Here is a 13,450-nt window from a genome sequence, read left to right as displayed (position 1 = left end):
AATTGTACGACTCGTTTGCGTTTACAAATGAAAGATACAAGTATTGTGAACGAGCAAGCGTTGAAAAAAGCAGGAGCTCGTGGTGTTGTGAAAATCAACGAAACAGCTGTTCAGGTTATTGTTGGAACCGATGTTGAGTTTATTGCAGATAAATTAAAAAATGAATTGCATAAATAATTTTTTTAGAGGACTTTTTATAAAAAAAGTTCTCTTTTTTTGATTTTTAAGGAGTATTAGGACAAATTTGTGAAATTGTCCGTTTAAAAGAAAACGGTTTCAGTGTATAGTAATGGTAGAACAATAAAACAAGGTGTTTGGAGGTGTTAAATGCTTTTGTAAATGGATTTTTAACTTTTAAGGAAGAAGTAGAAGTAGCGTTTTAAAAATAGGAAAATGAAAAATACAGGTGATAAAAAGATTGTATTTCACAAACTTTTCACCAAATGACAAGGCATCCTATTTTCTATTTTAAGAATTTAATGATACGATAAATTTATAAATGTAATCGTTTTCTTTAGAGAAGAATTACAAAGAAGGAGTGTGTTTAGAATGGAAGGTTTTTACGGAGAATTGATAGGTACAATGGTATTGATTATTTTTGGAAGCGGTGTCGTTGCAGGGAATGTGTTAGTCAAAGCAAAATCATTTAACATGGGTTGGGTTGGAATTACGATTGCTTGGGCAATTGGGGTAACACTTGGAGTTTATGTAGTTGCTGGAAATAGTCAGGCTCATTTAAATCCTGCAGTGACCTTAGCCTTTGCAGTTATTGGTGCTTTTCCATGGGCAGAAGTACCCGGTTATATTGCCGGTCAGTTGATTGGAGCATTTTTAGGAGCCATTATTGTTTATTTAGTTTATTTGAAACATTGGAAAGCAACTGAAAGTAAAGGGGATAAATTAGCCGTATTTTCAACTGGTCCAGCGATTCGCAGTCCGTTTGCTAATATGATGACAGAAGCGTTAGGCACTTTTGTTTTAACGTTTGGTTTACTTGCAATTGGAGCAAATGAAATTACAGTTGGATTAAACCCAATCATCGTTGGACTATTGATTCTAGGTATTGGCTTAGCTCTTGGGGGACCAACGGGTTATGCGATTAATCCAGCACGTGATTTGATGCCACGGATTGCACATGCAGTATTGCCAATTTCAGGTAAAGGCGATTCTGATTGGAGTTATGCTTGGGTACCCGTAGTTGGACCGATTGTCGGTGGGATTTTGGGAGCGATTTTCTATCACTTTATCTATTTAGAAATTTCTATGATTGGATTAATTATTTTTATTGTAGTATTATTCGGCCTAGTCGTAGCTACAAAACAGAAAGACTAATGAATTTTAAGGGAGTGTTGACGGATGGAAAAAAAATATGTCTTAGCAATTGATCAAGGAACAACGAGTACACGAGCAATTTTATTTAATAAAAAAGGGGAAATCGTGCATACATCGCAACGTGAATTTACACAATATTTTCCACAACCAGGCTGGGTGGAACATGATGCGAATGAAATTTGGGTAACGACTTTAGCTGTAATTGCTGGCGTGTTAATTGAGTCTGATACGCGTCCAACACAAATTGATTCAATTGGAATTACCAATCAACGTGAAACGACTGTTGTTTGGGATAAAAATACAGGAATGCCGATTTATCATGCGTTAGTTTGGCAATCAAGACAAACAAGTGATATTGCCAATGATTTGATCAAAGCAGGACATACAGATTTAGTTAAAAGTAAAACAGGATTAAGAGTAGATGCCTATTTTTCAGGAACAAAAGTTAAATGGCTTTTAGACAATGTTGAAGGTGCAAGAAGTCGTGCTGAAAAAGGCGAGTTATTATTTGGAACAATTGATACATGGTTGATTTGGAAATTAACAGGCAATCAGGTTCACGTTACAGATTATACCAATGCGTCAAGAACGATGATGTTCAATATTCATGACTTAAAATGGGACGATGAATTATTAGAATTGCTAGAGATTCCAAAAAGCATGCTCCCAGAAGTTCGCTCTTCTTCTGAAGTGTATGGGAAAACGGTTGAATACCATATGTTTGGTCAACAAGTTCCAATTGCTGGAATTGCAGGAGACCAACAGGCAGCGTTATTTGGACAAAATTGTTTTGAAAAAGGCATGATTAAAAACACTTATGGAACAGGTTGCTTTATTTTAATGAATACAGGTGAAGAAGCGATTAATTCGGATAACGGCTTAATTACAACGATTGCTTACGGAATTGATGGAAAAGTCAATTACGCTCTAGAAGGAAGTGTCTTCGTTGCAGGGTCTGCCGTTCAATGGTTACGTGACGGTTTAAGAATGTTTACCGATGCTAGTGAAACGGAAGACTATGCGGTTCGTGCTGGGTCAACTGGAGGCGTTTATATGGTTCCTGCATTTGTGGGTCTGGGTGCACCTCATTGGGATACAGATGCTCGTGGTGCTGTGTTTGGTTTAACCCGTGGAACAACCAAGGAATCCTTTATTCGTGCAACGCTAGAATCAATTGCCTATCAATCAAAAGATGTAATGGAAACAATGATTAAAGATTCTAATATTCCGATTACGGAAATGCGGGTAGACGGTGGCGCTGCAAAAAATAATTTCTTAATGCAATTCCAAAGTGACATTTTAAATATTGAAATCAAACGTCCAGAAGTAAACGAAACTACTGCTCTTGGAGCTGCTTATCTAGCTGGTTTAGCAACCGGATTCTGGAAGAGCATTGATGATATTAAAGCAAACTGGCTTCTTGATAAATCATATAAGCCTGAAATGAAAGAAAAAGAACGTAAAGAATTGTACCAAGGATGGGAAAAAGCAGTTGCTGCAACAAGAAGTTTTAAAATAAAAGAATAAACCGTTCGTCTAAATTAAAGGGAGTGTTTAAATGATGGAATTTTCATACCAAACAAGAAGCGATAATTTAAAAAAAATGCAGTCAGAACCATTAGATTTACTTGTAGTAGGTGGCGGGATTACCGGATCTGGGATTACATTAGATGCTCGAACACGTGGGCTAAATGTGGGTGTCTTAGAAATGGGAGATTTTGCTTCTGGTACTTCAAGTCGTTCCACTAAATTAGTTCATGGTGGATTACGTTATCTAAAACAGTTTGAAATCAAAGTTGTACAGGAAGTTGGACAAGAACGAGCAATTGTTTATGAAAATGCTCCTCACGTAACAACGCCATTATGGATGGTATTGCCTTTCTATAAAGGTGGAACATTTGGCTCCTTTACAACGGCAATTGGTCTGGAAATGTACGATCATTTGGCAAAGGTAAAAAAATCTGAACGTCGTTATATGTTGAAACCACTTAGAGCGTTAGAAAAAGAACCTTATTTGAAAAAAGAAGGGTTGAAAGGCGCCGGCGTTTACGTTGAATATCGGACGGATGATGCTCGTTTAACCGTTGAAGTAATGAAAAAAGCAGCGGAAGAAGGAGCGATGATTGCCAATTACGTTAAAGTAGAAAAATTTGTTTATGATTTAGATGGCAAAGTTAAAGGTGTGGCTTTCCGAGATTTAATAAGTGGAGAAACGGGTACTATTTATGCAAAAAAAATTGTCAATGCAGCAGGTCCTTGGGTCGATAAATTAAGAGAATTGGATCACTCAAAAAAAGGAAAAACAATGCACTTAACAAAAGGGGTTCATTTAGTTATTGATCAAGCAAAATTTCCAATTAGTAATGCGATTTATTTTGATACGCCATTTGATGACAATCGAATGATGTTTGCGATTCCTCGTGAAGGGAAAACCTATATTGGGACAACTGACACCAATTATAAAGGCAATCCAAAAGAGCCTGGTGTAACGTTAGAAGACGTTCATTATATTTTAAATGCAGCCAACCAAATGTTTGATATTCCTAAAATTGAAGTAGAGGATGTGGAGTCAAGTTGGTCGGGTGTGCGTCCACTGATTCATGAAGAAGGAAAAGACCCTTCAGAAATTTCTAGAAAAGATGAAATATTCCATTCAGATAGTGGCTTGTTCACCATTGCAGGTGGGAAATTAACAGGCTATCGTAAAATGTCTGAAAAAGTAGTCGATCAAGTTGTCTTAGAATTAGCAGTTGAAACAGGCATAACTTACCAACCAACTAAAACAGAACGATTGCTTTTATCTGGTGGTAACGTAGGTGGCGGGGATAACTTTGAAAACTTTGTAGTTGAAAAAACGCAAGTCGGCATGATGCTTGGATTGTCTAAAGAGGATGCTGAGAATTTAGTCCATCGTTATGGTTCCAACGTAGATACGGTTTATGGTTATTTAAAAACAAGTCAAGAGAGTTCGTTAGACCCAGTAGATTACAGTATGCTCCATTATGGATTAGAGCACGAAATGGTGATAACACCAGTGGATTATCTCTTAAGAAGAAGCAGCCAAATGTTGTTTGATATTCATCATGCTAAAAAAATTAGCCAACAAGTAATTGATGAAATGTCCTCATATTATCAATGGGATGAGGCTGTAAAAGAAGCACATTCAAAAGAAGTGGAAGAACAATTTAAACTCCACACTGAATTTTCAAGTTAAATGTAAAAACACCACTAGTTGATCAAAACTAGTGGTGTTTTATTATTTATTTAAACTGATTTTAATGTCTTCCATGCTTCGATTAGGGCGTTTAAAGACCACTAATTTACTAGTGAAATAATTGATTAAAGAAGCGATGATGTTTGCAATTAATTTTGCTAATACTTCATTGAAGCCCAATAATGAAAAGAACAACCACATTGTTCCCGTATCTGCAATACCTGAAACGACACGAAATCCAACAAAACGACCTGCTTCAATCAAGGTTTCAGGAAGTGGTTTTGCAAGGCGTTTAAAAACAAATTTACGGTTTGTATAGTACCCAAAGAGCACGGTAATAAACCAAACAATAAAATTAATTACTAAATAATGAATAGGTAAAATACGAATGAAAAGTTCATAAAGGCCAATGTTTAGCCCAGTGCCAATCAATCCCCAAAAGAAATAGCGTAAAAATTCATGATACTCTTCTCGTAAAGAACGGATTTTTGCTCTCAGTCTAATCACTCCTTTAACGTGTCATGTCTTATTAATAACAACATTAAGTATTATACTCTTTTTGCATCCTAAAATAAACCAGAATTGATTTAAACGGTTTATTTTAAGAAAAAGATTGTTTTTTTCTTAAAATAATTTAAACTAGAGAAGGAGTTTTTAGGAAAGCAATGAAGGAGAAGATAAAATGAAGAGTTTTTGGCAACAATATAAGTCATCGATGCTTTTATTAGCAGGGTTGATTTTTGGTGGAATCGTAGGCGTTGTATTTGGTGAAAAAGCAACAGTACTACAGCCCTTTGGAGATGTGTTTTTAAATATTATGTTCGTGATGCTCGTACCACTCGTATTTTTTAGTATCTCATCGGCAATTGCAAATATGAATGGCATGAAGCGTTTAGGAAAAATTATGTTAAGTACGCTACTGGTCTTTTTTTCAACAGCATTGGTAGCATCAATTGTTGGATACATTGGTATTTCTGTTTTTAATCCAGTTAAGGGAATTGATGTGGAAAGTGTGAAAGCTTTAATGGGGGCACCTGGAGATGCTGAAAAAATCACGATTGGCGAGCGAATTGTCAATATGTTTACTGTTTCAGATTTTCACTTGCTTCTATCTAAGTCAAGTATGCTGCCGTTGATTGTTTTTTCAATCTTATTTGGCACAGCAACGTCAATGGCTGGCAAACAAGGTGAGGCGGTTGTAACTTTTTTAAATTCAGCAAACAGTGTGATGATGAAAATGGTTCAACTGATTATGTATTATGCACCGATTGGTTTAGGCTGTTACTTTGCTTCAGTTATTGGAACTTTAGGAGCTAAAATAATTGGCGGGTACGCTCGTAGTTTTGTGTTGTATCTAGTTATTGCAGTTCTTTATTATATTGTTTTCTTTACGCTATATGCTTTTATAGCAGTTGGCAAAGCAGGAGTGAAAATTTATTGGAAAAACATTGCAACGCCTTCAATTACAGCCATTGCGACTTGTTCTAGTGCAGCTTGTATTCCTGTTAATTTAGAATATTCTAAAAAAATGGGTGTTACACCTGATATTGCAGAGACGGTGATTCCCTTAGGTGCAAATACTCATAAAGACGGTTCCGTTATCGGCGGTGTATTAAAAATTGCCTTTTTATATGGTATTTTTGGCAAAGAAATGACGTCACCTAGTGCGATGTTGACCATTATTTTAGGAGCTTTTCTTGTAGGAGCTGTTATGGGGTCAATTCCAGGTGGCGGAATGATTGCTGAAATGTTGATTGTGAATCTTTTTGGATTTCCGCTAGAAGCAGTTCCAGTAATTGTAATCATCAGTACGATTATTGATGTACCAGCAACGTTATTAAATTCTTCTGGAAATAATGTATCTGCAATGTTGGTTACTCGAATTGTGGAGGGGAAAAATTGGTTGAAGGATTATCTTAAAGCTAATCCAGTTTAGAAAAATTGTTAGCAAGAGAAATTGATTTCTCTTGCTAATTTTTTTGTTTTACGATTCTAAGAGGACAGTTGAAAAGTGCGGTGGAATTTGTTAAAATGATTGTATTATTATAGAAAAGACAATGATAAGGAATAGTAGTAAGGAAACTTTGATAGAGAGTGCATGGGTGGTGGAAATGCATAAAGAAGAATTATGAACTCGCCTTTTGAGTCGCTTTACTGAACTAGGAGTAAGTAAGGTCGTAGCACCTGCGTTAAGGGTATGAGGAGTCTAGAAAGCGATGCTTATTTTAGCGTGTTTTTTAGAAAACATAGGTGGTACCACGAATTTGATTTTATTTATTCGTCCTGTGAATGCGAAGCAACGAAAATTTTGTTTTGGATTTACAGGACGATTTTTTATTGTTTCAAAAAAATAACAAGTAAGCATAAGGGAAAGGGAGTCGAAGGTAAATGAGTTTTAACCACAAGACAATTGAAAAAAAATGGCAAAAATATTGGGCAAGTCACAATAGCTTTAACACAACAGAAGACCCAACTAAAGAAAATTTTTATGCGTTAGATATGTTCCCGTACCCATCTGGTCAAGGACTTCATGTCGGACATCCTGAAGGGTATACGGCAACTGATATCTTAGCTAGAATGAAACGTTCACAAGGGTATAATGTTCTTCATCCAATGGGATGGGATGCTTTTGGTTTGCCAGCAGAACAATACGCATTAGATACAGGAAACGATCCTGCTGAATTTACAGCTCACAATATTGAAACGTTCCGTCGTCAAATCAATTCATTAGGCTTTAGCTATGATTGGAATCGCGAAATCAACACAACGGACCCTCATTATTATAAATGGACACAATGGATTTTTACAAAATTATATGAAAAAGGCTTAGCTTATGAAGCTGAAATTGCCGTTAACTGGTGCCCTGCTCTTGGAACCGTTTTGGCAAATGAAGAAGTCATTGACGGGAAAAGTGAACGTGGTGGATTTCCTGTTTACCGTAAACCAATGAAACAATGGATGCTTAAAATCACAGCATACGCTGAGCGCTTGCTAGATGATTTAGAGCTTGTAGACTGGCCTGAAAGCATTAAAGACATGCAACGTAATTGGATTGGAAAATCTGTCGGAGCGAATGTGGAATTTACAGTCAAAGGAACTGATAAGACCTTTACAATATTTACAACACGTCCTGATACACTTTTTGGTGCAACGTATACGGTTTTGGCCCCTGAGCTAGAGTTAGTCAAAGAGATCACAACGCCAGAACAAATGTCAGCAGTAGAAGCTTATATTGAAGAAGTAAGCTTGAAAACAGATTTAGACCGTACCGATTTAGCTAAAGGGAAGACCGGTGTTTTTACCGGAGCGTATGCAATCAATCCTGTAAACGGAAAAGAAATTCCTATTTGGATTGCGGACTATGTACTTTCAACTTATGGAACGGGTGCTATCATGGCGGTTCCTGCTCACGATGAACGTGATTATGAATTTGCTAAAACCTTTGATATTGAAATCTTACCAGTTATTGAAGGCGGCGATATTGAAAATGAGCCGTATACTGGAGATGGTCCACATATTAATTCAGATTTCCTAAATGGAATGGATAAGGCTACGGCAATTGAGAAGATGAACCTATGGTTGGAAGACAACGACTTTGGTAAAAAAGAAACAACGTATCGTTTACGCGACTGGCTATTTTCTCGTCAACGTTATTGGGGAGAGCCAATTCCTGTTATTCATTGGGAAGATGGTACAACCACGACTTTACCGGAAGAAGAGTTGCCACTTCTATTGCCTAAAACCACTGAAATTAAACCAAGCGGAACAGGAGAATCACCACTTGCGAACATTTCAGAATGGGTAAACGTGGTTGATCCTAAAACAGGTATGAAAGGTCGTCGTGAAACCAATACAATGCCACAATGGGCAGGTAGTTCTTGGTACTTCTTACGTTTTATCGATCCACATAATAAAAACGAATTAGCAAGCTTTGAAAAACTAGAAAAATGGTTGCCTGTTGATATCTATATTGGAGGGGCAGAGCATGCTGTTCTCCATCTATTGTATGCTCGTTTCTGGCACAAATTCTTGTATGATATTGGGGTAGTTCCAACAAAAGAACCTTTCCAAAAATTGTACAATCAAGGCATGATTTTAGGCGGCAATAATGAGAAAATGTCTAAATCAAAAGGCAATGTAGTCAATCCTGATGATGTTGTTGAAAAATATGGCGCAGACACCTTGCGTATGTACGAAATGTTCATGGGACCTCTTGATGCATCCATTGCATGGAATGAAAATGGTCTTGAAGGCAGTCGTAAATTCCTTGACCGTGTATGGCGCATGCTAGTGGATGAAGATGGCAAACTACGGGATCGCATTACAACATTCAATGATGGCGCACTTGATCGAGTGTATCATCAAACCGTTAAAAAAGTAACGGAAGACTTTGAAGCATTACGCTTTAATACCGCAATTTCACAAATGATGGTATTTGTAAATGAAGCGTATAAAACAGATGCACTTCCATTTAATTATATCGAAGGATTTGTTCAATTATTAGCACCAATTGCGCCTCACATGGCTGAAGAACTTTGGGAGAAATTAGGTCATAAAGAAAGCTTAACGTATGCAGTTTGGCCAACTTTTGACGAAAAATTCTTAGTAGAAGATGAAATTGAAGTCATTTTCCAAGTAAATGGTAAATTAAAAGCGAAAGCCATTGTTGCAAAAGACGTTCAAAAAGCTGAGATGGAAGAAATTGCCTTAGCTGATGAAACCGTTAAAGAAGCTATTGCTGGAAAAACAATTCGTAAAGTAGTTGTTGTACCAGGTAAACTGGTAAATATTGTAGCCAATTAATATTAAAAAGAAGGCTCATATATAGAAACAACGAGTAAAATCATACAATGATTTTACTCGTTGTTTTTTTAGGGTTCGTTCAAAATAGTTCGACAGTCTGAGTAAGGTTGCAGGATGCTTTCTTTCTGATTAAAAAAAAGATACAATAAAAACAAAACGACGATTACTGACTGGGGAGTGAGTTATTTTGGATAAATTATTTGCAGCTGTTGATGATTATTTTATTGAAAAGTTGGTGGGGCAAGACCCAATTTTTGAACAAATTCTCGCCAATAATAAGCAACATCAATTGCCACCACACGATGTATCACCTTCACAGGGGAAATTTCTTTACCTTCTAACAAAAATAAAAAGAGCTAAACGCATTTTAGAAATAGGAACGCTTGGAGGTTACAGCACTCTTTGGTTTGCTCGAGGGCTAGAAGAGGATGGAGAAATAATCACTCTTGAATATAATGAAAAACATGCGGAAGTTGCCAAAGAAAATCTAGCGCTTGCTGGCGTATCTGATAAAGTAACAATTCTAGTCGGAGCAGCTACCGATAGTTTAGAAAAATTAGTACAAGATCAAACACCAGCTTTTGATCTAATCTTTATTGATGCGGATAAGGAAAATAACTCAGCTTATTTAGATTATGCCTTACAATTAGCTACTGAAGGAACAATTATTATCGGAGATAACGTTGTCCGAGGTGGAGCGGTTCTTGATTCAACCAGTAAAGATGGAAGCGTGCAGGGAGTACGCTCATTTGTTGAAGATTTAGCAGACAATTCTGCGCTAAATTCTACTGCATTGGAGACAGTTGGGGTTAAAGGTTACGATGGATTCACTATAAGTATTGTTGAAAAATAAGCGGGTTATGAAAAAGGACTTAATCGAAGGGTGACATACAAATAAAGTCAAGGAACAAGAGGTTGCGCTCTTTCATTCCTTGACTTCTTTGTATCTAATTATGCTTTTCGATTAAACCAGCGACTTTTTGCCTCAGTTTCTAAATCTTGTTCTGTTTTTTTAGCATCAGCGACTTCTTTTTCAACATCTTCCGTATTTAAACGTACGATTTGACCACCTAATTTTTGGAAAACTAAATCATTGATGTAACGATTGTCTTCTTCGTCAGCAATTAAGATGACTCCAGTATCGCCTTCATGAATGACGTCAACAGTGTGCTCAAAAACAGAAAGTGCCTCTGTGACTTCCTTAGCGTCCTGCATTGAACCAATCACACTTCCAGTAAACCAACCAAGTAAAACGCCTAAGGGACCAGCTAAAACGCCCACCAGCATCCCGATTAGTCCACCTTTCATATTTTTATCAGCGCCATTAAAATCTAAAAATTGTTTTGGTTCTAATTGATGATTTGGTAAGTGTTCTAAGATCGCCATTTGTTCGCCTTTAATTTTCTTTTCCAAATGTAGCTGTTTTATTTCTAAAAAGGCTTGATACGATTTACTTTCAGAATCAAAATTCATAATAACAACATGATTACTCATTTTAGTCACACTCCAATTCATTTTTAAGTACATGTTTAGTATACCGTAAAGATGAGTTAAAAGGCTATTAGAACCCTTTAGGAAATCCGACTTTTGACGGATGATTTTTTATGAATCCTTCGATATAATAAATGAAGTTATCTTTTATATAAGAATCCAAAAAAATTCTCAAAATAAAGAACAAACATTAGAAATTATTAACTTTTATCGTGTAAGATAAACGAAGCATAGTAAAAGAGAGGGGGCTGAAACGGTGGAACTAAAAACTGATTTAAAAGGACTTTCAATGAAAGAAGTAAAAGAAAAAATAGCGCAAGGTGCCAATAATCAGCCGCAAAAACCTCTAACCAAAAGTGTAGGCAAGATTTTCTTTGATAATATCTGTACCTTATTTAATGGCATTAATTTAGTAATGGCAGGACTTATTTTAACAACCGGTAGCTATAAAAATTTATTGTTTTTAGGTGTGATTTTTGCAAATACAAGCATTGGTATTTATCAAGAAATCAGAGCTAAGCACAGTATCGACAAGCTCTCTTTGCTAAATCAAGCAAAAGTAACCGTTGTTCGAGAGGGCGATTTTGTAGACATTGAGCAAGAGGAGCTTGTGACAAATGATTTGGTAATGATTCGTCGTGGGGAACAGATTTGTGTAGATGGTATTGTAATTGCTACAAATGGTTTTGAAGTAGATGAATCACAGTTAACAGGGGAATCGGATGCTATCAAAAAAACAGTAGGGGATTCAATTTTATCAGGGAGTTATGTAACTGGCGGCAACGGGTATGTAGAAGCCCTTAAAATAGGACAGGATAGCTATGTAAATCAGCTTTCAATTGAAGCTAAAAAAGAAAAAAATAGTACCAGTGAATTGATGCGAACGTTAAACCGTCTTGTAAAAGGGTTAACCTTTGCGATTTTACCCATTGGGTTGTTGCTATTTTTTTCAGGCTATTTAGGCGGGTTGGCTATTTCAAAAGCAATCTTAGGAACAACGGCTGCTATTATTGGCATGATTCCAGAAGGATTAATCTTAATTACTTCTATTGCGTTAGCGGTAGGAATCGTCAATCTGACGAAGAAAAAAGTTTTAGTGAAAACAATGGGATCAATTGAAACGTTAGCAAGAGTGGATTTACTTTGTTTGGATAAAACCGGAACATTAACAAATGGTGAATTGACAGTAAGCGAATTTATCGTGGCTAATGGGGTTCAATTAGATCAGTTAAAAGCGGCTATCGGTGCGTTGGTTAAAGGATTAGAAGATGACAATCCAACAAGCCTGGCGCTTCAAAAAGCTGTTGATAAAAATGAAGAATGGAAATTAATTGAAAGTGTTCCATTTTCTTCGGCTCGTAAGTGGAGTGGCGCAACATTTGATACAAATAAAACTTATGTGATGGGTGCCCCGGAGTATGTATTTTCAACGTTATCAAAAGCAGACCAGCATAGTGTAAATCAAGCAAGTGAAATGGGCAAAAGAGTATTGGCTATTGCCAGTAGCTCGACGGGGTTTGTCAACCATCAGTTACCAGAGCAGCTAAGTTTATTAGGATTTGTTTACATGGAAGATACGATTCGAGCTGAAGCGCCTGCAACTTTAAAGTATTTTAACCAACAAGGAGTGGCCATTCGTATTATTTCAGGAGACAATCCTAAAACAGTGGCTCATATAGCAGAACGAGTTGGTGTAGAGGATGCAAAACAAGCAATTGATATGAGTCAAGTAGACAAAGAAGCAGATTTAACTGAAATTATAGCCAAGTATCGGGTTTTTGGTCGTGTGAGTCCAACGCAGAAAAGGGAGTTGATTCAAGCGATGCAAAAAGCAGGACATACTGTTGGCATGACTGGCGATGGTGTGAATGATATTTTAGCGTTAAAAACAGCAGACTGCGGTATTGCGATGGCTGAAGGAAGTACGGCAGCTAAAAGTGTTTCTGATTTTGTATTGCTTGATTCCAATTTTGATTCATTAGTTGGTGTTGTAATGGAAGGAAGACGGGTGGTAAATAACATTCAACGAGTAGCGTCACTTTATTTAACGAAGACTGTTTATTCGGCAATTTTGGCGGTGTTGTTTATTTTTATGAATCAAGCTTATCCGTTTCAGCCAATCCAATTAAGTCCAATTAATGCTTTAACAGTAGGTATTCCCTCGTTCTTTTTAGCCCTACGACCAAACTATGCACAAATTAAAGGAGGCTTCTTTAAAAATGTCATGAAGCCGGCATTGACAGCCGGAATTCTTGTTGTTCTGTATATTTGTATGATTTTAGTGATGGGAACTATTTGGCATTTAGACTATTCAATTACTTCGACGTTAAGCGTCTTATTGACGGGAATGGTTTGTTTCACATCTTTGATCTATGTAGCCAATCCGTTAAGCAAAAAAGTAATTGGTTTAATCAGTAGTTTAATCGTAGTCTTTTTGCTGATTTTCTTCTTTTTTGGGAATTTCTTCTCGTTAGTAAGTATTTTTAATAAGGAGCTTTTAGTTTTTGCAGTTCCTTTAATTGTGACTGTTGTTCCGATGTATCATTTGATGGTTAAGTTAGTTAGAAAGTTGATTGATTTTAAATAAACTAAAAGTCGATAACATTGAAA

General features: G+C 36.6%; 9 protein-coding genes and 1 other annotated feature. Of the genes, 7 read left to right on the top strand and 2 right to left on the bottom strand.

Annotated elements, in window-relative coordinates; translation table 11 throughout:
- Positions 1-549: 549 nt before the first annotated feature.
- The 3 genes from AC07SW_RS03280 to AC07SW_RS03270 are packed head-to-tail and all read left to right on the top strand — an operon-like array spanning position 550 to position 4,546.
- On the top strand, positions 550-1,332 hold the full coding sequence (locus AC07SW_RS03280) for an MIP/aquaporin family protein (protein WP_034568636.1): 783 nt from the start codon (positions 550-552) through the stop codon (positions 1,330-1,332).
- 24 nt (positions 1,333-1,356) lie between these two features.
- Positions 1,357-2,859, top strand: coding sequence for a glycerol kinase GlpK (gene glpK, locus AC07SW_RS03275; protein WP_034568638.1), 1,503 nt, complete (start codon positions 1,357-1,359; stop codon positions 2,857-2,859).
- Positions 2,860-2,890: 31 nt separating this feature from the next.
- Positions 2,891-4,546 carry a glycerol-3-phosphate dehydrogenase/oxidase gene (locus AC07SW_RS03270; protein ID WP_119908342.1) on the top strand — a complete coding sequence of 552 codons (1,656 nt, stop codon included), beginning with the start codon at positions 2,891-2,893 and terminating at the stop codon, positions 4,544-4,546.
- 42 nt (positions 4,547-4,588) lie between these two features.
- On the opposite strand, the gene AC07SW_RS03265 is transcribed toward AC07SW_RS03270, so the two are convergent.
- Complete coding sequence (locus AC07SW_RS03265; RefSeq protein WP_236707210.1) at positions 4,589-5,053, bottom strand: GtrA family protein; 465 nt, start codon at positions 5,051-5,053, stop codon at positions 4,589-4,591.
- Between the two features lie 175 nt (positions 5,054-5,228).
- Here AC07SW_RS03265 and AC07SW_RS03260 point away from each other — a divergent pair, with 175 nt between their 5' ends.
- The 3 genes from AC07SW_RS03260 to AC07SW_RS03250 all read left to right on the top strand — a co-directional run bounded on the left by AC07SW_RS03260 (position 5,229) and on the right by AC07SW_RS03250 (position 10,202).
- On the top strand, positions 5,229-6,482 hold the full coding sequence (locus AC07SW_RS03260; protein WP_494632221.1) for a dicarboxylate/amino acid:cation symporter: 1,254 nt from the start codon (positions 5,229-5,231) through the stop codon (positions 6,480-6,482).
- Positions 6,483-6,594: 112 nt separating this feature from the next.
- Positions 6,595-6,835, top strand: a binding site (T-box leader).
- 99 nt (positions 6,836-6,934) lie between these two features.
- Positions 6,935-9,349, top strand: a complete 2,415-nt coding sequence (gene leuS / locus AC07SW_RS03255; RefSeq protein WP_034568644.1) for a leucine--tRNA ligase — start codon at positions 6,935-6,937, stop codon at positions 9,347-9,349.
- A gap of 187 nt (positions 9,350-9,536) precedes the next feature.
- On the top strand, positions 9,537-10,202 hold the full coding sequence (locus tag AC07SW_RS03250; RefSeq protein ID WP_494632218.1) for an O-methyltransferase: 666 nt from the start codon (positions 9,537-9,539) through the stop codon (positions 10,200-10,202).
- A 98-nt stretch (positions 10,203-10,300) separates the two neighbouring features.
- Here the strand turns inward: AC07SW_RS03250 and AC07SW_RS03245 are convergent, their stop codons facing one another.
- Positions 10,301-10,843: a DUF1269 domain-containing protein gene (locus tag AC07SW_RS03245; protein WP_034568647.1), complete on the bottom strand. Its 543-nt coding sequence runs from the start codon at positions 10,841-10,843 to the stop codon at positions 10,301-10,303.
- A 253-nt stretch (positions 10,844-11,096) separates the two neighbouring features.
- Between AC07SW_RS03245 and AC07SW_RS03240 the strand changes: the two genes are divergently transcribed.
- The gene (locus AC07SW_RS03240) at positions 11,097-13,427 is read left to right on the top strand and encodes an HAD-IC family P-type ATPase (RefSeq protein WP_494632217.1); all 2,331 of its coding nucleotides are present in this window, start codon (positions 11,097-11,099) and stop codon (positions 13,425-13,427) included.
- Positions 13,428-13,450 lie beyond the last annotated feature (23 nt).

Source organism: Carnobacterium sp. GW821-FHT04C06 (assembly GCF_059420345.1).
The sequence above is the reverse complement of the archived record's forward strand: the minus strand, read 5'-3'. Positions and strand labels throughout refer to the sequence as shown.

Coding starts and splice junctions, on each gene's coding strand:
- AC07SW_RS03280 (WP_034568636.1), top strand. CDS start 550: ATGGAAGGTTTTTACGGAGAATTGATAGGTACAATGGTATTGATTATT.
- glpK (WP_034568638.1), top strand. CDS start 1,357: ATGGAAAAAAAATATGTCTTAGCAATTGATCAAGGAACAACGAGTACA.
- AC07SW_RS03270 (WP_119908342.1), top strand. CDS start 2,891: ATGATGGAATTTTCATACCAAACAAGAAGCGATAATTTAAAAAAAATG.
- AC07SW_RS03260 (WP_494632221.1), top strand. CDS start 5,229: ATGAAGAGTTTTTGGCAACAATATAAGTCATCGATGCTTTTATTAGCA.
- leuS (WP_034568644.1), top strand. CDS start 6,935: ATGAGTTTTAACCACAAGACAATTGAAAAAAAATGGCAAAAATATTGG.
- AC07SW_RS03245 (WP_034568647.1), bottom strand. CDS start 10,843: ATGAGTAATCATGTTGTTATTATGAATTTTGATTCTGAAAGTAAATCG.